The organism is Pantoea phytostimulans (genome assembly GCF_046118715.1).
Lineage (GTDB): Bacteria > Pseudomonadota > Gammaproteobacteria > Enterobacterales > Enterobacteriaceae > Pantoea > Pantoea phytostimulans.
Genome location: NZ_CP173698.1, coordinates 1,704,942 through 1,728,495 on the forward strand (window position 1 = coordinate 1,704,942; position 23,554 = coordinate 1,728,495).

The following is a 23,554-nucleotide window of genomic DNA, read 5'->3' on the forward strand; positions in this document are numbered from 1 at the left end:
CGCCTTGATGAGTACGCAGAACGCGACAGTTCGCTGGCAGCTGTGGATTGTCGCTTTCGGATTCTTTATGCAGACGCTGGACACCACCATCGTCAATACTGCGATTCCGTCGATGGCGCACGATCTTGGCGTCAGCCCGCTGCATATGCACTCGGTTATTGTCTCTTATCTGTTAACGGTGGCGGTGATGTTGCCCGTCAGCGGCTGGCTGGCCGACCGCTTCGGTGTCCGTAATATCTTTTTTACCGCCATCGTTCTGTTCAGCCTCGGATCGCTGCTGTGCGCGTTTTCTGCCACCCTCGATCAACTGGTGATGGCGCGGGTGGTACAAGGCATTGGCGGTGCCATGATGGTGCCGGTCGGGCGCTTAACGGTGATGAAAATCGTCCCGCGTGAACAATATATGTCGGCGATGACGTTTGTCACGCTGCCAGGACAAATCGGCCCGCTACTTGGCCCGGCGCTGGGCGGCGTGCTGGTGCAATACGCCAGCTGGCATTGGATCTTCTTAATCAATATTCCGGTCGGCATCATTGGCGCTATTGCAACTATCATGCTGATGCCGAACTATTCTATGCCGACGCGACGCTTCGATTTCCTCGGCTTTGTGCTGCTGGCCGCCGGGATGGCCACGCTGACGCTGGCGCTTGATGGTCAACGCAGCAGCGGCGGTTCAGCGTTGCTGCTCGGTGCAATGATCCTGATTGGCTTCTTCTCGCTGATTTTTTATTTGATGCATGCACGCGGCAACGAACGCGCCTTGTTTAGCCTGAAACTGTTCGACAATCGCGTCTATTCCATTGGCTTGCTCGGCAGCTTCACTGGCCGCATCGGCAGCGGCATGTTGCCGTTTATGACACCCATTTTCTTGCAGATCGGCATGGGCTACAGCCCGTTTCATGCGGGATTGATGATGATCCCGATGGTGCTTGGTAACATGGGCATGAAACGCATCGTAGTGCGCATCGTCAACGTGTTTGGCTACCGCAACGTGCTGGTCGGCTCCACCATTGGACTCGCGCTGGTGGTGTTGCTGTTTCCGCTGGTGGCAATAATGGGCTGGATTTGGCTACTGCCGCTGGTGTTATTCCTGCAAGGCATGGTCAACGCGATTCGCTTCTCCTCCATGAACACCCTGACGTTGAAAGAGCTGCCCGATGAGCTCGCCTCCAGCGGCAACAGCTTGCTGTCGATGATCATGCAGCTTTCCATGAGTATTGGCGTCACCATCGCCGGTTTGTTATTGGGCGCATTGGGTCAGGATGCGGCGAGCGACAGCGCAGCCAGCCACCAGATGTTTGTCTATGCCTACTTGTGTATGGCGCTGATCATTATCCTGCCCGCGCTGGTGTTCTGGCGTGTACCCAAAGATCTCAGTAAAAACGTCGATATGCGACGTCGGAGAAGTGAATGAAACCGACCTTGCGCCTCGGGATTGGCGCCAAACTTTTTATGGCGATTTTCGCCACCTGCATGCTGGTTTTGATCACCATGCATTGGGGCGTGCGCCTCAGTTTTGAACATGGCTTTGTCGATTACATCAAGCGTGGCAATGAGCAACGTTTGAACATGCTCAGTGATGCATTGGCAGACCAATATGAGCAGCATGGTAACTGGGATTTCGTGCGCAATAACGATCGGCTGGTGTTTAATATTCTGCGCTCGCTGGAGCAAAACCCCGACAGCAACAACCAGCTGCCGCCGCATGGCTGGCGCACGCAGTTTTGGGTTATCGATCAGCAATATAAAGTGCTGGTTGGCCCGCGATCGCCAGTTCCACAAGAGGGTTCGCGCCGCAATATCACGCTGACCAATGGCAAGATTGTCGGTTGGGTGATCGGGTCGCCACCGGAGCGCCTGACGCGCAGTACCGATATCAACTTTGATCAGCAACAGCGGCGAACCAGCTGGTATATCGTGGGATTGTCAGCGCTGCTGGCCGCGCTGGTGACATGGATCATCGCTCGCGGATTGCTGGCACCCGTGAAACGCCTTGTCGATGGTACTCATCATTTGGCGGCAGGCAATTTTGCCAGCCGGGTTGAAGTCAGCAGCCATGACGAGTTGGGTCAGTTGGCGCATGACTTCAATCGTCTCGCCAGCTCTCTGGAGAAGAACGAAAGCATGCGTCGCGCCTTTATGGCCGACATCTCGCATGAGCTACGCACGCCGCTGGCTATTCTGCGTGGTGAACTGGAAGCGATGCAGGATGGCGTGCGTAAGCTGACGCCCGAAGCGATCGGCTCGCTACAAAGTGAAGTGGTGGTGCTCACCAAACTGGTGGACGATCTTCATCAACTCTCGCTTTCAGATGAAGGTGCCCTCGCCTATCGTAAACAGGCCACCGATTTAGTGCAGCTGCTGGAAGTCACGGCGGGCAGCTTCGCCGAACGCTATCGTTCACATGGCTTAACATTGAATTTGTTTTTGCCAGCACAGGCGCCGTTCTTTGGCGATCCCGATCGGCTGATGCAGCTGTTTACCAATTTGCTGGAAAACAGCCTGCGTTATACCGATTCGGGCGGCAGCGTGCAGGTACGCATTGCTTATGAAGCACCTTACTGGACGCTGACCTTTGACGACAGCGCGCCCGGCGTTGATGGCGATCATCAGACGCAAATCTTTGAACGCTTCTTCCGTACCGAAGGCTCACGTAATCGTGCCAGCGGCGGCTCCGGTTTGGGACTGGCGATTTGTAAAAATATCGCCGAAGCACACGGCGGCAATATTTCTGCAGAGCACTCTGATTTAGGTGGCCTGAAAATCACGCTACAATTGCGCTATGTTCCTCATGCGTAGCAGATTATGAGCCAGGAAAAACAAGACCCGCTAATTCTTATCGTGGAAGATGAGCCAAAATTGGCCCAGTTAATGATTGATTATCTTCAGGCTTCCAATTACCGCACGCACCATATCGCGCACGGCAACGAGGTGCTGGATTACGTTCAGCACTCGCCGCCTGATTTACTGCTGCTGGATTTGATGCTGCCCGGCACCGATGGCTTAACGTTGTGTCGGGAAATCCGCCGCTTCTCTGAATTGCCAATCATCATGGTGACAGCGCGAACCGAAGAGATTGATCGCCTGCTGGGGCTGGAAATCGGTGCCGACGATTACGTGTGCAAGCCGTTCAGCCCGCGTGAAGTGGTGGCGCGGGTTAAAACTATTCTGCGTCGGGTAAAACGTTCGCCGGAAGAGGCGCAGAAATCGTCGCTACTGAAAGTTGATGAAGGCCGTTTCCAGGCCAGCTGGCGCGAGCAACCGCTGGATTTGACCCCCGCCGAGTTTCGCTTGTTGAAAACCCTGGCGCTGGAGCCGGGCAAAGTGTTCTCACGCGAACAACTACTAAATCATCTCTATGACGATTATCGCGTCGTTACCGATCGTACCATCGACAGCCACATCAAAAACCTGCGTCGCAAGCTGGAGAATCTCGACAGCGAGCAGCCCTTTATCCGTGCGGTGTATGGCATGGGATACCGCTGGGAAGCCGATCTCTGTCATTTGATCTAGATTGATTTGGATCAATTTACCTACGGCTGCTCACAGCCTACAATTCCGCACCTTTTATAGGGCCGTTATCCACGGCCCTATACGTGCCACCGTAGTCGGCGGCATGCTGACCTGACATCAGTGAGAAAACCTTTGAAACCAGAACTTCTTTCTCCAGCGGGAACGCTGAAGAACATGCGCTATGCCTTTGCTTATGGTGCTGACGCAGTTTACGCTGGCCAGCCACGCTACAGTCTGCGGGTGCGCAACAATGAATTCACCCACGAAATCCTCGCTCAAGGTATCAACGAAGCACACGCGCTGGGTAAAAAATTCTATGTGGTGGTGAACATCGCGCCGCATAACGCCAAGCTTAAAACCTTTATACGTGACTTAACGCCAGTGATAGAGATGCAGCCGGACGCGTTGATCATGTCCGATCCAGGCTTGATCATGCTGGTCAGAGAGGCGTTTCCCCAGATGCCAATCCATCTTTCCGTGCAGGCTAACGCCGTGAATTGGGCGACGGTGAAATTCTGGCAGCAAATGGGATTAACGCGCGTCATCCTTTCTCGCGAGCTGTCGCTGGAAGAGATCGCCGACATCCGTCAGCAGGTGCCAGAAATGGAGCTGGAAGTGTTTGTGCATGGCGCGCTGTGCATGGCCTATTCCGGCCGCTGCCTGCTTTCTGGCTACATGAATAAACGCGACCCCAATCAGGGAACCTGCACCAATGCCTGCCGCTGGGAGTATAAAGTGGAAGAAGGCAAGCAGGATGAGGTAGGTAATATTGTTGAAATTTATCAGCCGGTTGAGGTGCAAAATATCACACCGACCTTGGGTAAAGGTCAGCCCACCGATAAGGTTTTCTTGCTGGAAGAGAAGATGAAGCCGGGCGAAGTAATGAGTGCATTTGAAGATGAACACGGCACGTACATTATGAACTCCAAAGATTTGCGCGCTGTGGCGCACGTTGAGCGGTTGAGTCAAATGGGCGTGCATTCGTTGAAAATTGAAGGCCGCACCAAATCATTCTATTACTGCGCGCGCACCGCTCAGGTTTATCGTCGCGCCATTGACGATGCAGCCAGCGGTAACCCCTTTGATCCTGAACTGCTGATGACGCTGGAAGGCCTGGCGCATCGCGGCTATACCGAAGGTTTTTTACGGCGCCACACGCATGACAGCTATCAAAATTATCAGCAAGGTTATTCGATCTCCGAGCGACAACAATTTGTTGGCGAGTTTACCGGCGAACGCCGTGGCAATTGGGCAGAAGTCGCGGTGAAAAATAAGTTTATGCTGCATGACAGTCTGGAAATTATGACCCCTTCAGGCAATCTGATCTGTACGCTGGATGCCCTGCAAAATGCGCGCGGCGAAGCGATCGATGTTGCGCCCGGTGACGGACATCGCGTCTGGATGCAGGTGCCAGAAACGATTGATTTGTCATTTAGTTTACTGCTGCGAAATTTCACCGAAGGTCTAAGCACGCGTGATCCCCATGGCAAAACGTTAACTCTTGGAAACATTTAGACGAAGTTAGAGTAGGATCACAGACCGCCGCTTCGCCCTGTTTTATAGTCGCGCCTGCTTCGAACGAGTAACAATAAAGCAAGTATTACCAGGAACCACCTCATTCACCCGCCCGGCTCCCCCGCGCGGGTTTTCTTTTTCTCCCATTCGCCAATCTTTTTACAGCCTCAGCTGTGCTATAACCTTTGCTCTGAGCTGATCTTCCAGGAAAAAATAATGGACAAAAATTCGCTAACGCTACTGATCCTCAATGGCAAAGGCGCAGGTAACGAAGATCTGCGCGCAGCTATCAATACACTGCGTGATGAAGGCTTTAATATTGCTGTGCGCGTCACCTGGGAGAAAGGTGATGGACAGCGCTATTTAGATGAAGCCATTACGCTGGAAGCTGAAACCGTAGTTGCAGGCGGCGGTGATGGCACTATCAACGAAATTGCGACTGCTCTGGCCGCTATCGAGGCTTCAGCGCGCCCTGTTTTAGGTATCCTGCCGCTGGGCACCGCCAATGATTTCGCCACCAGCGTCGGCATTCCCGCCGAGATGGAACCGGCGTTGCGCCTGGCGATTCAGGGCAAAGCCAGCATGATCGATTTGGCTCGCGTGAATCAGGATCGTTATTTTATCAACATGGCAACCGGCGGCTTTGGTACGCGTATTACCACTGAAACGCCAGAGAAGTTAAAGTCTGCACTCGGCGGCGTCTCTTACTTTATTCATGGGCTGATGCGCATGGATACCCTGAAAGCCGACAGTTGCGAAATCAGCGGGCCAGATTTTCACTGGCAAGGCGATGCGCTGGTGATCGGCATCGGCAATGGGCGTCAGGCAGGCGGCGGACAACGCTTATGTCCTTCGGCGCTGATCAACGATGGGCAACTCGATATCAGCATTGTTACCGCACAGGAACTGTTGCCCACATTGATGCACTCATTGACCGGCGACGATGACAATCCAGGCATTGTCAGAAAGAAGCTGCAATCGCTGCATATTCTTTCGCCGCATGAAATGACCTTCAACCTTGATGGCGAGCCGCTGTCGGGCCGTGAGTTTCATATCGATGTTCTGCCCGGCGCGCTGAGTTGTCGCTTACCACCACAGTGTCCGCTATTAGCCTGATGCTGGCTCAAGGGGCGGTGCGCCGCCCTTTTCTCTTTGCAGCTTCCCCTTATCTGTTAAGCACAGTGTGATTCTGTTCACAACTTCGCTACATCAACTTGTATGGTAGTATTAATGCGCGTATTTTTTCATCATTGAACGCTGGATAAAGGCTTACATCGATGAAAATTGTTAACGCGGAAGTGTTTGTAACCTGCGCAGGCAGAAACTTTGTCACCCTTAAGATCACCACCGATGAAGGCTTAACTGGCATTGGCGACGCGACGCTGAATGGCCGTGAATTACCTGTTGCCTCCTATCTGAAAGATCACGTTTGCCCGCAGTTGATTGGCCGCGATGCGCATCAAATCGAAGACATCTGGCAATACTTTTACAAAGGCGCGTACTGGCGTCGTGGCCCTGTCACCATGTCTGCGATTTCTGCCGTGGATATGGCACTGTGGGACATCAAAGGCAAAGCCGCCAACATGCCGCTTTATCAGTTGCTTGGTGGCGCATCGCGCACCGGCGTGATGGTCTATTGCCACACCACCGGGCATTCTATTGATGAAGTGATGGACGATTACGCCAAACATAAAGAGCTGGGCTTTAAAGCGATTCGCGCCCAATGCGGCGTACCCGGAATGAAAACCACTTACGGCATGGCAAAAGGCAAAGGTCTGGCTTATGAGCCTGCTACCAAAGGTAACTGGCCAGAAGAGCAATTATGGTCAACCGAAAAATACCTCGATTTTACGCCAAAGCTATTTGAAGCGATCCGCGATAAGTTTGGCTTTGACGAGCATCTGCTGCATGACATGCATCATCGCCTGACGCCAATTGAAGCCGCGCGCTTCGGAAAAAGCGTGGAAGATTACCGCCTGTTCTGGATGGAGGATCCGACACCTGCTGAAAACCAAGCGTGTTTCCGTCTGATCCGTCAGCATACCGTCACGCCAATTGCGGTAGGCGAAGTGTTCAACAGCATCTGGGATTGTAAACAGCTGATTGAAGAGCAGCTGATTGATTATATCCGCACCACCATTACCCACGCAGGCGGCATCACCGGTATGCGCCGTATTGCCGATTTTGCTTCGCTGTATCAGGTTCGCACCGGCTCGCACGGCCCTTCGGATCTCTCTCCGGTTTGCATGGCTGCTGCGCTGCACTTTGACCTGTGGGTACCCAATTTCGGCGTTCAGGAATATATGGGCTTCTCCGAGCAGATGATGGAACTGTTCGACGCCAACTGGACGTTCGAAGATGGTTACATGCATCCGGGCAACAAACCGGGTTTAGGCATCGACTTCAATGAAAAACTTGCGTCGAAGTATCCCTATGAACCTGCCTATTTACCCGTAGCCCGCCTCGAAGATGGCACGCTGTGGAACTGGTAAGGAGAACACAATGAAAAGTGTCGTTATTGAGCAACCTGGCGAGCTGGTGCTGGCCGAACGTCCAATGCCGCAACCCGCTGCGGGTGAAGTGCGGGTTAAGGTGCAGTTTGCCAGTATTTGTGGATCTGACGTGCATATCTGGCATGGTCATAATCCGTTTGCCAAATATCCCCGCGTCATTGGCCATGAGTTTTTTGGCGTGATTGATGCTTTAGGCGAAGGCGTTGATGCTGTGCGCCTCGGTGAACGTGTGGCGGTCGACCCAGTGGTGAGCTGTGGCGCTTGCTATCCGTGTTCAGTAGGCCGGCCAAATGTGTGCAAGGAATTACAGGTCATTGGCGTGCATCGCGACGGCGGCTTCAGTGAATATGCGGTGGCTCCGGCGAAAAATGCGTATCGTCTGCCCGCCTCAATTCCCGACAAACTGGCCAGTTTGGTTGAGCCTTTCACCATTGCGGCAAACATCACTGCGTTTCTCAAGCCGCAGCAGCAAGATGTTGCGTTAATTTACGGCGCAGGCCCGATGGGTTTAACCGCCATTCAGGTGCTGAAAGGCGTCTATAACGTGGATCAGGTATTGGTGGTGGATCGTCTGCCTGAGCGGCTGGAATTAGCGTTGCAGAACGGTGCGGATCGCGTCTTTAACAACGCTGACGTGCCGCTGGCAGCGCAGTTAGAAGGGTTACAGCCAACATTGATTATTGATGCTGCCTGCCACCCTACGATTTTGGCTGAAGCGGCCGCCCTCGCCTCACCGGCTGCGCGCATCGGTTTACTCGGTTTTTCCGGCGAGCCGTGCAGCATTACTCAGCAAAGTTTAACCAGCAAGGAGCTGTCGCTGTTTACCTCGCGTTTGAACAGCCATCGCTTTCCGCAGGTCATTGAATGGATGGAAAAAGGGTTAATCCAGCCGGAGAAGCTGGTCACACACTATTTCCCTTTGCACGACATCGAACGTGCGATGACGCTGTTCGAAAAAGATCCACGTACCTGCTGCAAGGTGATTCTTCAAATGCGTTAACCTAGCCTGAACACCAGGTGTCCTCTGCCGGTACGTACCCGCCGGCCTATTACAAGTAGAAAACAGATCACGGAGTTTCTATGTTCAAGAATCTGCGCTGGACCCTCGTATTGCTGCTGTTCCTTGTCTACATGATCAACTACCTCGATCGCGTAGCGCTGTCGTTGACTGTTCCAATGGTGGAAAAAGATCTGGCGATTAATGCTGAGCAGTTCGGCATGATTTTCGGTAGCTTCTTCTTCGGCTATGCGTTGTTTAACTTTGTTGGTGGCCTGGCGACCGACAAATTTGGGCCAAAAATCGTGCTCGCCGTGGCTGTTGGCGCTTGGTCAATTTTTTGCGGCATGACCGCATTGGCCACCGGTTTCTGGTCACTGTTGATTCTGCGCGTGCTGTTCGGCATGGCGGAAGGCCCAATTTGCGCCTCGGCGAACAAAGCCATTAACGGCTGGTTTCCGAAAAAACAGGCAGCAACCGCCATGGGTTTGCTGAGCGCCGGTTCACCGCTGGGCGGCGCGGTTGCCGGTCCAATCATCGGTTATCTGGCACTTGCTTACGGTTGGCGTCCGGCGTTTGTTATCGTCTGCTGCATCGGGTTGGTTTGGATGACCATCTGGCTGTTCTTTGCGGCGGATAACCCGGCAAAAAGCAAGCTGGTGACTGAAAAAGAGCGTGCGCTGATTGATCACATGAAGGCTGAAAACCCGAATGATGAAGCTGACCTTTCGCAAACTGCCCATCCCTTTGGCTATTATCTGCGTCAGCCCATTATCCTGGTCACCGCATTTGCCTTCTTCTGTTACAACTACATTCTGTTCTTCTTCCTGAGCTGGTTCCCGGCCTATCTGGTGCAGGCACATGGCCTGGATATCAAGGCCATGAGCATCACGACGATGATTCCGTGGATTGTTGGCTTTATCGGCCTGGCACTCGGCGGCTGGATCTCCGATAAAATCTTCAACATCACTGGCAAGTTGCTGTTGTCACGTAAAATTGTGTTAGTGGTCTCACTGTTTGCTGCCGCCATTTGTGTCGCACTGGCGGGTACGATAAAAGATGTGGTGCCTGCCGTGATGATGATGTCGATATCGATCTTCTTCCTCTACATCACCGGCGCGATTTACTGGGCGATTATTCAGGATGTCGTGCACAAAAGCCGCGTCGGCAGCATCAGTGGATTTATTCATCTGGTGGGCAGTTTGTCGGGCATCATCGGTCCCATCGTGACCGGCTTCATTGTGCAGCACACCGGCAAGTTCGACAGCGCCTTTATCCTGGCGGGATGTGTCGCCGCCGTGGGTGCATTCCTGGTGCTGTTTGTGATTCGCAGTCCGAAAACCATCGACAAACCGGTTTCGGTTTAAGCAGGACGCGGTTAATGCATTACTGATTACGGGGCGCATGGCGCCCCGTTTGCCATAAGGACAGACTATGTTAGATATCGATCGCCTTCCCGCTGACGTTCAGCGCCCGCGCTACGACCGTAGCAAACTTAAAACACGTATGGTGCATATTGGCTTTGGCGCCTTCCACCGCGCCCATCAGGCGCTGTGCAGCGACAAGCTGGCTGAGCAAGGTTCAGATTGGGGCTATTGCGAAGTGAATCTCAACAGCGGCGCACTTATTCAGGCGCTGCGTGAACAGGATTTGCTCTACACCGTGACAGAGATGGCCGACGACTCGCTGAAGACCCGCGTAATTGGCGTGATCACTGCTGCGCTGCACGGCAAAGGCGACGGAATCGAGGCGGTGATTGACGCCATGAGCCAGCCAGACGTCGCCATTGTTTCGATGACCGTTACGGAAAAGGGTTATTGCCATTTACCTGCCAGCGGTGATCTCAATCCAGATCACCCTGATATCGTGCATGACCTTGCCCAGCCAGACGCGCCACGCTCTTTGCCTGGCCTGATACTGGCGGCAATCCGCCGCCGTCGCGACGCCGGGTTAGCGCCGTTTAGCGTGATGTCTTGTGACAATATGCCGGAAAATGGCCATGTCACGCGCAATGTGATTGTGCAACTGGCGCAGCGTCAGGATGACGATTTAGCCGACTACATTCAGCAACACATCACTTTCCCTTCCACGATGGTTGATCGCATTGTACCTGCCATGACTGAAAGCGCTTTCGAGCAGCTCACCGCACGTCTGGGTTCGGAGGATCCGGTGGCCGTAGAAGCAGAGCCGTTTTTTCAGTGGGTGGTTGAAGATAACTTTGTCAGCGGCCGCCCAGCGTGGGAAAAAGCCGGTGCCGAACTGGTAAACGATGTACTGCCTTTTGAAGAGATGAAGCTGCGGATGCTGAATGGTAGCCATTCATTCCTCGCCTATTTGGGTTTTTTGGCGGGCTACGAACACATCAGCGATTGCATGGGTGACAGCCACTTCCGGGCTGCCGCTCGCGCATTAATGGTGGATGAGCAAGCGCCAACCTTGCGCACTCAAGGGGTAGATTTGCAAGCCTACGCCGACTCGTTAATCGCCCGCTATGAAAACCGCGCGATTAAACATCGTACTTATCAGATCGCTACCGATGGCACCCAAAAGTTGCCACAACGGATGTTGGATAGTCTGCGCTGGCACCTGCGTAACGGCAGCCGCTGCGACCTGCTGCTGCTTGGCATTGCCGCCTGGATGCGTTATGTCGGCGGTGTAGATGAACAAGGCCAGCCGATTGAGATACGAGATCCTCTGAAAAATGCGCTGGCCGAGTGTGTGAAAAACAGCGAAGACGGTGAAGCTCGCGTGCGGGCTTTGTTGGGGATGAACGCGGTGTTTGGCGAAGATTTGGCACAAAATGGTGACTTTGTTGCCCGATTAACGCATTTTTATCAGCAACTGGTGCAGCAAGGCGCCCGCGCTACCGTACATCAAATAATGAACGCGGCATGATTGTGCGGTAGCAAAAGCACTGGCGCAGATGCAGCGTGCTGATTAGACTGATTCTTTCTCTACGGGCTGGCTTATGTCAGCCGTAATATGGACATTGCCGCATGACGATCGCCTATACCATTACCACCAGCGAGCCAGTGAACCAGCAGATTTACCGTTATCTGCGCAAAGATATCGTCACCTGTGTGATTCAACCCGGTTCGTTGCTCTCTGAGAAAGAAGTTTCTGCTCGCTTCAATGTTTCACGTCAGCCGGTACGTGAAGCTTTTATTAAGCTGGCAGAAGCCGGATTGGTACAGGTGCTGCCACAACGTGGCACCTTCGTGCGTAAGATTTCCGCTAAGCGCGTAGCCGATGGGCGTTTCATCCGCGAAGCAGTGGAGATTGCGGTGGTTCGCCGTGCCGCAGTGGAGATCGCGTCGCCGGCTTTGATGGCGCTGGAACACAATTTGCAATTGCAAAAAATGGCTGCTGAGCGGCATGACAGCCAGGCATTTCTTAGCCTGGATGATGAGTTTCACCGTTTAATTGCTGAGAGCATCAACTGCACGCTGGCGTGGGAAACGGTGGAAAATATCAAGGCGGCGATGGATCGGGTGCGCTTTTTAACCTTGAGTGAAGTTTCCCCCCCGGAAAGTTTGATTGAGCAGCATCAGGAAATTTTCGCAGCGCTACAAGCTCATGATGCTGATGCCGCAGAAGCAGCGATGCGCCGCCATCTACAAGAGATGATTTTCTCAATAACGCCCATTGCCGAACGCAACAGTGAATGGTTTGAAGGGCCTTGAGTCGTTTGTCCCCTTATTCTTTTGAAGTGCGAGGCCGTTTGCCCCCACCTCAATCCTCTGAAGTGCGAGGTCGTTTGTCCCCCACCTCAATCCTCCCCCATAAATGGGGGAGGAAGATGCTGCTTTATGTTAGTGATGAGACGGCATGTGGCAGCGTCTCCTTCCCCCGCTTCGCGGAGGAAGGCCGGGATGGGGGGCAGCGCGCAGAGGACTCACTCCTTACGCAATCGTCACCTCTTTTGACAAATAAACATCCTGCACTGCATTTATCAGCGCGACGCCATCCTTCAACGATTTCTTGAACGCCTTACGTCCCAGAATCAATCCCATGCCTCCGGCACGTTTGTTAATAACGGCGGTACGCACTGATTCGGCAATATCTGTTTCACCCGCTGACGCGCCACCCGAATTGATCAACCCGGCGCGGCCCATATAGCAGTTTGCTAACTGATAACGCACCAAATCGATGGGATTTTCAGTAGTCAGCTTGGTGTAAACGCGCTCATCGGTATGACCAAATTTCACCGCGTTATAGCCGCCGTTGTTTTCCGCCATTTTCTGCTTAACGATGTCGGCACCAATCGTCGCCGCCAAATGGTTCGCCTGACCCGTTAAATCCGCACTGGAGTGATAATCCACGCCATCCTTTTTAAAGTCGTTATTGCGCAGGTAAGCCCACAATACTGTGACCAGGCCCAATTCATGTGCGCGCTCAAAAGCCGCAGAAATTTCTTCAATTTGGCGGCGTGATTGCTCTGAACCGAAGTAAATAGTCGCGCCAACCGCTACTGCGCCCATGTTGAACGCCTGATCGACGCTGGCATACAGCGTTTGATCGTATTGCGCCGGATAACTCAGCGTTTCGTTGTGGTTAAGCTTCATTAAAAATGGAATGCGGTGCGCATAACGACGCGATACGGAAGCCAATACACCGTAGGTTGATGCTACGCAATTACAGCCCGCTTCGATCGCCAGTTCAACAATGTTTTTGGGATCAAAATAGTGCGGATTAGCGGCAAACGAGGCGCCAGCTGAATGCTCTACACCCTGATCGACCGGCAGAATAGAGAGATAACCGGTTCCCGCCAGGCGACCGGTGTTATACAGCGTTTGCATATTGCGCAGTACCGCAGGAGAACGGTTGTTGTCGATCATTACCCGATCAACGAAATCCGCGCCTGGTAAATACAGGCTTTCCGCTGGAAGGGTCATGCAGCGATGTTGAAGAAGGGAATCCGCTTCTTTGCCCAATAACTGTACGATGTCCGTCATGTCAACTCCTGTTAGCTGTCGAGGGTGAACCGGCACCCGCCGATTCGACCCCCACAGCCTGGACCTTATTCACGCTATGACGCAAATTGCTGACTCCATTTTTCAGACGGATCCCCAGGAAAAAGCCCCGTTTTAGTCTCTCTCCTTACCACCATTGATGGAAGTGATGCACCGGCCCAATGCCTTTGCCCACTTCCAGTGAATCAGCGTGTAACAAGGCTTGCTGCAACCAGGCTTTGGCTTCCGTTAACGTCTCCTGCCAGTTTTGATGGCGTGGACGCAGCGCCGCTAGCGCCGCCGAAAGCGTACAACCGGTGCCGTGTGTGTGACGCGTATTCACACGAGGTGCGGTAAAACGTTGCTGAGCTGAGCGCGTAATCAGCCAGTCCGGGCTTTCCTCATTGCTCAGGTGTCCCCCTTTCATCAGCACCGCCTGACAACCCAACGCCAGCAGCGCTTCACCCTGCGTCAGCATTTCATCTTCGTTGTGCGCAATTGCACAATTTAACAGTGCGGCGGCTTCTGGCAAATTCGGGGTAATCAGTGAAACCTGTGGCAATAACAGTTCACGCACGCTGGCAATTGCATCCGGTGAAAGCAGTGCATCGCCGCTCTTGGCCACCATCACCGTATCCAGCACGACAAAGGGTAAACTGGCTCGTTTCAGGCGCTGAGCCACGCGCTCCACAATCGCGGTTTCCGCTAACATGCCGATTTTCGCGCTATCGATGCGCACATCATCCAGCACTGAATCCAACTGCGCCGTGACAAAGTCAGGATCCACGCGGTAAACCGATTGCACGCCGCAGGTATTTTGCGCCACCAGCGCAGTAATAACGCTGGTGCCATAAGCGCCTAACGCAGAGAAAGCTTTGAGATCGGCTTGGATCCCGGCTCCGCCACTGGGATCGGTGCCGGCGATGGTTAAGGCGTTAATGCGCTTCATGCTGCCACCTCCAGCATCCATAACGCATCAAGAAACGCGGCGACAAAGGTGCCCGGCCCTTGCGCTTGCGCCGCCGCTTTTTTCCCTGCCAGCGCCATCACCCGACATGCACAGGCAACGTTGAGCAAGCCATCGCCCGGCAGGCTGCTGAAAGCGGCAACTACCGCCGATAACGCGCAGCCCGTGCCGACTACGCGTGTCATCAGTGGGCTACCGCCGGAAATGGTTAAGGTGCGTGAGCCATCAGTGGCGTAATCAACTTCGCCGGTGACGATCACAAGGGTGTGATAATCGCGAGCAAGCTGCTGAGCGGCTGCCACTGCGGCATCGGCCTGATGCAAACTATCAACGCCTCGCCCGCCCGCAGCTTGCTGCGCTAGCGCTAAAATTTCAGAGGCATTACCGCGAATAGCGGCGGGTTTTTGACTCAGCAATTGCTGGCAGAATGCGCTGCGTAACGTGAGCGCGCCCACCGCAACCGGATCAAGTGTCCATGGCGTGCCAGCTTGATTGGCGGCGGTAACGGCGGCTTGCATAGCGAGTTGACGATCCTGCGTTAAGGTGCCCACATTAATCAGCAACGCGTCGGCAAAGCCGCTGAATTGCGCAGCTTCTTCAGGATCGATAACCATGGCAGGCGACGCGTTGAGCGCCAGCAGTACATTGGCCGTGAAGGTTTGCACGACATCATTGGTCATGCAATGAACCAGCGGCGCGTGTTGGCGAAATTGATGCAGGATACGCGCGACGTGCGCGTCAGAAAGGTGTTCAGGTTGATGTGTCATCATAACTCCCAACCGGCGAACAAGAAGGCAAATGCGGTCAGGCATCAGACTTCCCTACGCTGGCATTAATCCAGATCAGGTTCAAAGGGTATATCTCAGCCTAAAAGGCACCCCTAGTCATTGATAGATAAGCATATTTTTATAATAATTGCTCAATCACTCAGTGCAATCATAGGTGAGTTGATCCCAGCTTGTAAACCGCTTTGTATCCCACTTTGACCGCTTTGATAACGCGCAGAAGCCCTATACAAAAATCCCCGCAGTGCGAGGATCAATCATTAAGGCGTTTTACTCTATTTTCTAACTGGCGAATTAACCGCCGTAACCAAACTCCGATAAGGCTTCCCTTCACCATCAATAATTGTTTTGCAGGTTCTTAAGGCTACAAGTTGCGGAGTTATTTTGTAATGTGCTGCTAATCGGCTGATATTAATCAAGCTAACCAACATTCTGTCGTTGATTTTGTCGATGATAAGGCTATTTCCTTCGTCATCTTGAATATCAATCTTCGCCATTATGTTAGAAGTGGGTCTGTGATTTTAACTACGTCAACTGCAATGCCAGGCATTGTGAATGTTTTAACGTTGGGTAAGATTTCACGTCTCTGTGTAATGATATTTCCTTCATCAAGTGGACTAACATATTGGAATGCACTTTTCATCGACGTATGAAAACGTAACTTGCTGTATGCATCAGAACCTGCAAAAACAATCATACGGCGAAGGTTGCTATAGCGTCCTTTAGTTCCGTCGTTAACCTGCGATAAGAAACCATCAAATACCTCTAGAACGTCGATTGATGAATCTGTCAGGAGTTGGGGCTGAGGCCCCAGCTAATTTATGTATTAAAAGACGATCCTAAATTTTATCTCAGCAAATATAATTTATTTCCCTTGCCTCCCTACCTATCCCTTATCAGGCAATACTCACCAAACGCGTTGTGATGAGGTTAACCAAGTACTCTTTATGAAGCGTGACTGAGCCCCTGGCAGAGCCTACCATCGTGCTAAAAGCTTTTGAAATTGTAATTAATACGCTGTTAATTTTGATGATTTCTTTAAATCAACAATAAAAACCTTATCATAAGAGTGGATTACTAATAAGGGATTAAAGCCAAATGGCAATCAACGGAAAGTTTATTCTTACAGGCGCACAATTCTCTCCCCTCATACTACCAGGTATAGGGCACTTTATGGCGTTTTCTGGCAATGATCAGTATCGCAACAATGCCGCATGTGCCGCTATACCTTTCAAAGGGCCGATCCCGCTTGGTCGCTATCACATCGTGAAACGTCCTGTTAATGGGTTTAAGTCCATGCTGTACACAATGAGCCGTGAGGCTTGGACATGGCCAACAGATACCCCCGTAATTCACTCGGAATGGTTTGGACTATTTAGACAAGATTCACACGTTGATGACAAAACATTCATTGATGGCGTAGAAAGGGGGAATTTTAGATTGCATCCAATTGGTCCGGCAGGGATTTCTCAGGGATGTATAACATTACAGCACCGTAGTGACTTCATTAAAATAAGGCAGGCGCTAATGACTTATACATATGGAAATACAAACATCCCCGGAACACAATTGTATTCGTATGGAACGATTGAAGTAATCGACGGAGGAGTTTCCGGTGTGTGCTAAATCATCAGTGATTCCGAAGAAGACGCTATCCTTCGCCTTGATGTTTTTTTTATTTATGTGGTTGAACTATAAAATATTTATACCAGTAATTAAATCTAACACCTCGTGGTTTATTGATTTTACATCTGAATTAGGCTTTCACGATGCTGAAGGAGCATTTGGTCAAATGTTGGTGGCAATGTCTCTCATCGAAACAATACTAACTATGATTATATCTCTGTTTTTATTCAAGAAATATAAGAACCGGGCTTAGCCCAGTTTATTTTATCTTTCATTCCATGCATCAGAGTGCTGGATATTGCCATCAGTGTAACGCCAGGTCACTTTTTCATACATCATTGCAACCGATTCAACGTGATTAGTTTGCCCGCTGCTAGCTTTGATGTTTGCCATCCCCGGCAAAACAGAAACGATCTTCACGCCTTCGAAGAGCATATTGAAATATTCAACCTCTTGGCCTGCATCGCTAATGCGATACCATTTGATTTCGGCAGATTTGAGTGTTTGTCCCGTTGTCACAGCCTTGAAAAGATACGGGCTTGATGCATCGAATTCCTTCTCAAAACTGACAGGCATATGTGAACGAGTGGCGGTGATTTTGCCAGTGGTCGGGTCAACAGGAAGAGTTACACCGTGTGCAAAACCCTGCACTTCGATGCTGTTTTCACGTCCATGAACGTCAACAGAGCCTTTGATCAATGCGCCGCCATCGTCTTTAAGCCATAGGTAAGCTGGAATTGGCATATGTTACTTCGTCCTTTTATTGTTAGTCCTTTCCTGGTAGAAAGCGGCACCCCGAGTCATTGTTACGGCTTGCAGCATAAGGAAGCGTGAAAACTAAAGCAAGGTAGATAAATGTTATCTTGAAGCGTATCGCATGATCTCGATCAACCCTTCCCCCCTTAAAAACAGGCTTAATGCAGCGGGTTTAAAAACGAATGGAAATAATTTAATCAGAAATAGCTTACAACGATAATTTAATTAAACCCTAATATTAGCTGAATTATAAATAATAAAGAACCTGCGCAAAACATAGAGAAAAGAGCATTTTTTCAAGGAGTTAAGAAGACAATAAAGACGGAACTTTATACTTTCAGGAAGTATGATGCGATTCTTAGCGTTTATTCCCCATCGGCACCGCTGGCACGAGATTAATATTACCCGTCAGGGTGCAGTTTCGCCTAATGGCCGAACTTATCTTTCTACTTATATTACTGCCAGCTGCAAAAGTTGCGGGGAGATGATCCATCGGATTTATTACCGCGATATCAGCGATGAACAAGCACGTCGCTGGTTGGGTTAGTTTTACCGTTCAAGGATAACGTGCCGACGCGTTACCTACCTTAAGCCATTCAGCAGGTTACACCTTCAGCGACAACCTGTTAGTCTTAAAACTATTGAGACACTTACCTTCAGTCGCCTATGTCTACCTTGTTGGATACGCTAAGTCATCAGATCTATTTGTCAGCCCCGCTGTTTGTACTCATTTTTATCGGTTTTTGTCTGACCCGCTTTGGTAAATGGCCTGCCAGCATCAGCGAGGGCATGAACCGCTTTGTGTTCAACGTCGCCCTGCCCTGCATGTTATTTCGCGTCATGAGCGATTTTTATAAAAGCCCACCGGTGGACTTTCGCCTGTTGCTGGCTTTTTTCGGTAGCTGCTTGCTGGTGTTTATTGTTGGGCGTGCTCTCGCGACACGCTTATTTAAGCTAGATGGGGTTGCCGGTTCGGTGTTTGCGCTCGGCGGCATTTTCTCGAATAACGTGATGCTGGGTATTCCTGTAGCAACGGCGCTGTTGGGAGCCGAAGCGCTGCCTTCGGTGGCGCTGGTATTGGTGTTTAACAGCCTGATTCTCTGGACGCTGCTCACCCTTTCTGTGGAATGGGCTAAGCACGGCAACTTATCCTTAAAAGGTTTAGGCCTTACCTTGATTAGCGTGCTGAAAAATCCATTGATCATCGGCATTTTAAGCGGCACGATTTGGAGTTTTTTACAGCGCCCCCTGCCGTTAATTGCGGCGGAACCGCTACGCATGCTGGCCTCCATCGCCGCACCGCTCTCGCTGATCACGCTGGGCATGAGCCTGGCGCATTACCGGGTGCGTGAAGGATTAAAAGAGAGTTATACCATTTGTCTGCTGAAGCTGATTCTGCAACCGATGACGGTGTGGGCTATTGCGTGGTTAACTGATTTACCGCCGCTGGAGAGCAAAGTCGTGGTGTTGTTGGGTTCAATGGCGGTGGGTGTGAATGTCTATTTGATGTCGCAGAAGTTCAATGTCATTACCGGCCCGGCAGCGGCCAGTATGCTGTTTTCCACGATATTTGCAGCCATAACCACGCCGGTGTGGATGATGCTCATGTCGTTAGCGGGATACTAAAAAAAACCCCAGAACAGAGGTTCCGGGGTTATTGCGTAGCGAGTGCGTTAATTACTCAGCTGATTGCGTACGAATTAAATAATCAAACGCGCTGAGTGAGGCTTTGGCGCCTTCACCGCTGGCGATGATGATTTGCTTGTACGGTACGGTGGTGCAGTCACCCGCAGCAAACACGCCTTTCAGAGTGGTTTCGCATTTTGCGTCGATGATGATCTCGCCCATCTTGTTACGCTCAACCGCGCCTTCCAGCCATGGTGTGTTTGGCAGCAAACCAATCTGAACAAAGATACCGGACAGCGGCAGCTCATGCGTGGTCTGGTTGGTGCGGTCAATATATTGTAAACCGGTCACTTTACTGCCATCGCCTTTCACTTCCGTGGTCTGTGCATTCAGAATCACGTCAACGTTTTTCAAGCTGCGCAGTTTATCCTGCAGCACCTGATCGGCGCGCATTTCACCAGCAAACTCCAGCAGGGTGACGTGCTCAACAATACCTGCCAGATCAATTGCCGCTTCAACACCAGAGTTACCGCCGCCAATCACAGCTGTGCGTTTGCCTTTGAACAGTGGGCCATCGCAGTGTGGGCAGTAAGTCACGCCTTTAGTGCGATATTCTTCTTCGCCCGGCACACCCATATTGCGCCATCGTGCGCCGGTCGCCAGGATAATGCTGCGAGATTTCAGCACTGCACCCGACGCGGTTTCAATCGCATGCAAACCGCCTTCGACCGCAGCCGGAATCAGTTTGATGGCGCTCTGACTTTCAATCACATCAACGTTGTAATCATCAACGTGTGCGCGCAGTGAACCCGCCAGTTTTGCACCTTCCGTTTTTGGTACGGAGATGTAGTTTTCGATATCAACGGTGTCGAGCACCTGACCACCAAAACGTTCACCCATCAAACCGGTGCGGATGCCTTTACGTGCGGAGTAAATCGCTGCCGCTGCGCCCGCTGGGCCGCTGCCGACGATCAGCACTTCGTAGGCTTCACGTTTGTTTAACTCTTCTGCCGCACGCTTATCCGCGTTGGTGTCTACTTTGCTGACAATCTCCGCCAGGCTCAAACGGCCCTGACCAAACTCTTTACCGTTCAGGTAAACCGCTGGCACGCCCATGATGTTGCGTTCCTGAATCTCGTTCTGGAACAGGCCACCGTCAATCGCGGTGTGGCTGATGCGCGGATTCAACACGGCCATCAGGTTCAGCGCCTGAACGACGTCAGGGCAGTTGTGGCATGACAGCGAATAGTAAGTTTCGAAATGGAAGTCGCCATCCAGCTCAGTAACCTGATCTAACAGGCTCTGCGCTTCTTTGGATGGATGTCCACCGGTCTGCAGCAATGCCAGCACCAGTGAAGTAAATTCGTGGCCTAACGGCGAACCCGCAAAACGTGGACCGTGATCTGCGCCTGGATTAGTAATTAAAAATGAGGGTTTACGAACCTGACGATCGTTCTCTTCACGGAAGCTGACTTTCTCAGAAAGTCCCGCGATATCGACCAACAGATCACGAATCTCTGCTGATTTCGCGCCATCATCCAGTGTGGCAATCAACTCAACAGGCTTGGTTAATTTCTCAAGATAGGCCTTGAGTTGGGTTTTCAAATTTGTGTCGAGCATAGTGAGTTCCTGGTCAAAAAATCGGGTGCCGTAGCACCCGATGAGAGAAAGATCGAAGGGCTAAAGCGGGATTAGATTTTGCCAACCAGATCCAGAGATGGAGCCAGCGTTGCTTCACCTTCTTTCCACTTAGCTGGGCACACTTCACCTGGGTGAGAAGCCACATACTGAGCCGCTTTAACTTTGCGAATCAGGTCAGATGCGTCACGGCCAATGCCTTCAGCAGTGATTTCGATTGCCTGAATGATGCCTTCTGGGTCAACGATGAAGGTACCACGATCGGCCAGACCTTCTGCTTCACGCATGATTTCGAAGTTGCGGGTCAGCGCGCCAGTTGGGTCGCCGATCATCGCATACTTGATTTTTGCGATGGTGTCAGAAGAACCGTGCCAGGCTTTGTGGGTAAAGTGGGTGTCGGTAGAAACAGAATAGATATCTACGCCCAGTTTCTGGAATTCTTCGTGATGATCAGCAACATCACCCAGCTCAGTTGGGCAAACGAAGGTGAAGTCAGCTGGATAGAAGAAGAAAACACTCCATTTACCTTCAACGTCTTTCTCGGTTACGTCGATGAATTCGCCGTTTTTGAATGCTGCGTTTTTAAACGGCTTAATTTTGGTATTGATAATAGACATGATGGCCTCCGTTAAAAGATGTGATGCACGTTACAGAATTTTTGGGCCAACATCTAATATGCAGTCGTTATCAATCAAATAAACGAAAGCTATCAAACGCCGATTTTATCAATCTTTACTCTACCTATCCCGCGTTGCAAAAAGGCGGCAAGCGCGCAAACCCTTGGCATTTGGCTCAAAGGGGATGCGTGCGAACAGCCAGCACATCTGCAACGGGAAGTAAGCCGAGTAAATGGCACCGCTGCGCAGTTTACACGTAATCTCGCTGTATTAACGCGGTTTATCATTTCTCAACTTAGCTGCTAGCTTTGTAGAAAAGATGTTTTTAGGAGCTGACTTGTGCACATTCGATTGTTTACTGAATCCGATCGCCCTTTCCTGCGCACCCTCTTTTTAGCTTCACGCCGTGAAAACTGGCACTGGATTGATGGCAGCCATTGGAAGCTTGAGGATTTCGATGCAGTAATTATTGGCGAAACGATATTGGTCGCTGAGTTAGAAGGACATCGTGTGGGTTTTGCAGGATTGCTGGAGAACGATAACTTTCTACATAGCCTGTATGTTGATCCCGATTATCAAGGACGTGGCGTCGGCAGCGCCTTACTGGAAGTGGTGCAAGCGCGCTTTACCTCAACGGGCGCACTGAAATGCTTGCAAATGAATAAGGCGGCGCAGGCATTTTACCTGCAACACGGCTGGCAAATGATTGCTCAGGGTGAAGGCGATCAGGGGAAATATGTCTTGATGCATTATCCGCTGGCGTCAGCGTTCGCCAGCGGATCGGGCGTGGGTTAAATCGCGCGGAAGGCGATGTCGTCAGGAATGACGTCGCCTTGCCAGTAAAGCTGAGCGGCAACCCGCCCGGCTAACTGGCGATAGAGCGCAGTAAACTCACTCTCAGGGCGACGAATAACCGTGGGTTCACCGTCGTCCAGATCCTCACGCAGATTAATATGCAACGGCAGCTGCGCCAGCAATCGCGTACCGTAATCTTCTGCCAGTTTTTCAGCGCCGCCGGTACCAAAAATCGGTTCATGGAAGCCACAGTTGCTGCAAATGTGAATGCTCATGTTTTCCACAATACCCAGCACCGGCACATTCACTTTTTCAAACATGACCAAGCCTTTGCGTGCATCAATCAGCGCAATGTCTTGCGGCGTGGTCACTACCAGCGCACCCGTTACCGGAACATTTTGCGCCAGCGTGAGCTGAATATCACCGGTTCCTGGCGGCATATCCAGCACCAGGTAATCGAGTTCGGGCCACAAAGTTTCGTTCAACAGCTGCATCAGTGCTTTACTGGCCATCGGCCCGCGCCACACCATCGCGTTATCATCGGTGACCAGATAACCGATAGAGTTGGTGGCAAGGCCATGCGCCATAATCGGTGCCATGTGCGTGCCATCCGGCGAGGTTGGACGTTCATTTTCAGTGCCAAGCATGGTGGGCACTGAAGGGCCATAAATATCCGCATCCAGAATACCCACGCGTGCGCCTTCTGCCGCGAGAGCCAGCGCCATATTGACAGCGGTACTGGATTTACCGACGCCGCCCTTGCCAGAACTGACGGCAACGATATTTTTTACCCCTTTTACACCCGACTGACCTTTCACGCGCTTCAGGGTGGCAATATCGTGATTGAGCCGCCAGTCAATGGCGCGCGTACCGGTTAAACGCAGCAGCTCAGAGCTGGTTTGCGCTTTCAGCTCCTCAAAGGCGCTGGTCCAGGCAAAGGGCATAACCAGCTCGATATGCAGTTTGCCATCCAGCTGAGCAACATGGTGCAGCGCCTTGATCGCGGTAAGGTTGCGTTTGAGGGTTGGATGTTCAAAGCTGTTCAGCACGCCGACAACAACGGCGCGCAGAGCTTCAGGTGTATGCGGTTCTCGGGATTGTGATGTCATCCCCACTCCTTTTTCATTTTTCTAACGCTGTATTTCAGCGGTGTATTGTCAATACTATCAGAAGCCCACGATGATGAAGCGTACGCCGCTTGTGTTTACGCCGGAGTAGGCTTCGGTTAACATCTAAGCCCGTTTTTTCAATCAA

General features: G+C 51.6%; 21 protein-coding genes and 1 riboswitch. Of the genes, 14 read left to right on the forward strand and 7 right to left on the reverse strand.

Annotation, left to right across the window (positions count from 1 at the left end):
* The first annotated feature begins 7 nt into the window (after positions 1-7).
* The 10 genes from ACF2G4_RS07990 (at position 8) to ACF2G4_RS08035 (ending at position 12,221) form a co-directional block, all read left to right on the forward strand.
* On the forward strand, positions 8-1,414 hold the full coding sequence (locus ACF2G4_RS07990; RefSeq protein WP_215846229.1) for an MFS transporter: 1,407 nt from the start codon (positions 8-10) through the stop codon (positions 1,412-1,414).
* Positions 1,411-2,799, forward strand: coding sequence for a two-component system sensor histidine kinase BaeS (gene baeS, locus ACF2G4_RS07995; protein ID WP_243077569.1), 1,389 nt, complete (start codon positions 1,411-1,413; stop codon positions 2,797-2,799). The genes ACF2G4_RS07990 and baeS overlap by 4 nt, the downstream gene beginning before the upstream one ends.
* A gap of 6 nt (positions 2,800-2,805) precedes the next feature.
* Entirely contained in the window at positions 2,806-3,513 is a 708-nt protein-coding gene (baeR, locus tag ACF2G4_RS08000; protein ID WP_409075836.1) for a two-component system response regulator BaeR, read from the forward strand.
* 132 nt (positions 3,514-3,645) lie between these two features.
* Positions 3,646-5,028 carry a tRNA 5-hydroxyuridine modification protein YegQ gene (gene yegQ, locus ACF2G4_RS08005; RefSeq protein WP_409075837.1) on the forward strand — a complete coding sequence of 461 codons (1,383 nt, stop codon included), beginning with the start codon at positions 3,646-3,648 and terminating at the stop codon, positions 5,026-5,028.
* Between the two features lie 216 nt (positions 5,029-5,244).
* The gene (gene yegS / locus ACF2G4_RS08010; protein WP_215846225.1) at positions 5,245-6,144 is read left to right on the forward strand and encodes a lipid kinase YegS; all 900 of its coding nucleotides are present in this window, start codon (positions 5,245-5,247) and stop codon (positions 6,142-6,144) included.
* A gap of 161 nt (positions 6,145-6,305) precedes the next feature.
* Positions 6,306-7,520, forward strand: a complete 1,215-nt coding sequence (gene manD, locus ACF2G4_RS08015) for a D-mannonate dehydratase ManD (protein ID WP_215846223.1) — start codon at positions 6,306-6,308, stop codon at positions 7,518-7,520.
* A 10-nt stretch (positions 7,521-7,530) separates the two neighbouring features.
* Complete coding sequence (locus ACF2G4_RS08020) at positions 7,531-8,541, forward strand: Zn-dependent oxidoreductase (RefSeq protein WP_215846222.1); 1,011 nt, start codon at positions 7,531-7,533, stop codon at positions 8,539-8,541.
* Between the two features lie 80 nt (positions 8,542-8,621).
* Positions 8,622-9,905: an MFS transporter gene (locus tag ACF2G4_RS08025; RefSeq protein WP_409075838.1), complete on the forward strand. Its 1,284-nt coding sequence runs from the start codon at positions 8,622-8,624 to the stop codon at positions 9,903-9,905.
* A gap of 67 nt (positions 9,906-9,972) precedes the next feature.
* Positions 9,973-11,433, forward strand: a complete 1,461-nt coding sequence (locus tag ACF2G4_RS08030) for a mannitol dehydrogenase family protein (RefSeq protein ID WP_409075839.1) — start codon at positions 9,973-9,975, stop codon at positions 11,431-11,433.
* Between the two features lie 101 nt (positions 11,434-11,534).
* Complete coding sequence (locus ACF2G4_RS08035; protein WP_243077566.1) at positions 11,535-12,221, forward strand: GntR family transcriptional regulator; 687 nt, start codon at positions 11,535-11,537, stop codon at positions 12,219-12,221.
* Between the two features lie 219 nt (positions 12,222-12,440).
* Here ACF2G4_RS08035 and fbaB read toward each other — a convergent pair whose 3' ends face one another.
* From fbaB to thiM, 3 genes are all read right to left on the reverse strand, one after another.
* Positions 12,441-13,493, reverse strand: coding sequence for a class I fructose-bisphosphate aldolase (fbaB, locus tag ACF2G4_RS08040; RefSeq protein ID WP_215846217.1), 1,053 nt, complete (start codon positions 13,491-13,493; stop codon positions 12,441-12,443).
* A gap of 145 nt (positions 13,494-13,638) precedes the next feature.
* The gene (thiD, locus tag ACF2G4_RS08045) at positions 13,639-14,439 is read right to left on the reverse strand and encodes a bifunctional hydroxymethylpyrimidine kinase/phosphomethylpyrimidine kinase (RefSeq protein WP_409075840.1); all 801 of its coding nucleotides are present in this window, start codon (positions 14,437-14,439) and stop codon (positions 13,639-13,641) included.
* Positions 14,436-15,227 carry a hydroxyethylthiazole kinase gene (gene thiM / locus ACF2G4_RS08050; RefSeq protein ID WP_409075841.1) on the reverse strand — a complete coding sequence of 264 codons (792 nt, stop codon included), beginning with the start codon at positions 15,225-15,227 and terminating at the stop codon, positions 14,436-14,438. The genes thiD and thiM overlap by 4 nt, the downstream gene beginning before the upstream one ends.
* Positions 15,228-15,258: 31 nt before the next feature.
* Positions 15,259-15,349, reverse strand: a riboswitch (TPP riboswitch).
* 991 nt (positions 15,350-16,340) lie between these two features.
* Here thiM and ACF2G4_RS08055 point away from each other — a divergent pair.
* Positions 16,341-16,868 (forward strand): DUF2778 domain-containing protein, encoded by a 528-nt coding sequence (locus ACF2G4_RS08055; protein WP_409075842.1) that lies wholly within the window; start codon positions 16,341-16,343, stop codon positions 16,866-16,868.
* Between the two features lie 264 nt (positions 16,869-17,132).
* On the opposite strand, the gene ACF2G4_RS08060 is transcribed toward ACF2G4_RS08055, so the two are convergent.
* A complete protein-coding gene (locus tag ACF2G4_RS08060) occupies positions 17,133-17,612 on the reverse strand; it encodes an Hcp family type VI secretion system effector (protein WP_215846209.1) in 480 nt (159 codons plus the stop codon).
* A 361-nt stretch (positions 17,613-17,973) separates the two neighbouring features.
* Between ACF2G4_RS08060 and ACF2G4_RS08065 the strand changes: the two genes are divergently transcribed.
* Positions 17,974-18,171 carry a yippee family protein gene (locus ACF2G4_RS08065; RefSeq protein WP_243078474.1) on the forward strand — a complete coding sequence of 66 codons (198 nt, stop codon included), beginning with the start codon at positions 17,974-17,976 and terminating at the stop codon, positions 18,169-18,171.
* A 119-nt stretch (positions 18,172-18,290) separates the two neighbouring features.
* Positions 18,291-19,250 (forward strand): AEC family transporter, encoded by a 960-nt coding sequence (locus ACF2G4_RS08070; protein WP_243077562.1) that lies wholly within the window; start codon positions 18,291-18,293, stop codon positions 19,248-19,250.
* Positions 19,251-19,301: 51 nt separating this feature from the next.
* Here the strand turns inward: ACF2G4_RS08070 and ahpF are convergent, their stop codons facing one another.
* Together ahpF and ahpC are read right to left on the reverse strand one after the other, a co-directional pair.
* Complete coding sequence (gene ahpF, locus ACF2G4_RS08075) at positions 19,302-20,870, reverse strand: alkyl hydroperoxide reductase subunit F (RefSeq protein WP_409075843.1); 1,569 nt, start codon at positions 20,868-20,870, stop codon at positions 19,302-19,304.
* 71 nt (positions 20,871-20,941) lie between these two features.
* On the reverse strand, positions 20,942-21,505 hold the full coding sequence (gene ahpC / locus ACF2G4_RS08080) for an alkyl hydroperoxide reductase subunit C (RefSeq protein WP_215846206.1): 564 nt from the start codon (positions 21,503-21,505) through the stop codon (positions 20,942-20,944).
* Positions 21,506-21,844: 339 nt separating this feature from the next.
* Here ahpC and ACF2G4_RS08085 point away from each other — a divergent pair, with 339 nt between their 5' ends.
* Positions 21,845-22,300, forward strand: coding sequence for a GNAT family N-acetyltransferase (locus tag ACF2G4_RS08085; protein WP_409075844.1), 456 nt, complete (start codon positions 21,845-21,847; stop codon positions 22,298-22,300).
* Here the strand turns inward: ACF2G4_RS08085 and apbC are convergent.
* A complete protein-coding gene (gene apbC, locus ACF2G4_RS08090) occupies positions 22,297-23,409 on the reverse strand; it encodes an iron-sulfur cluster carrier protein ApbC (protein ID WP_243077559.1) in 1,113 nt (370 codons plus the stop codon). The genes ACF2G4_RS08085 and apbC overlap by 4 nt on opposite strands.
* Positions 23,410-23,554 lie beyond the last annotated feature (145 nt).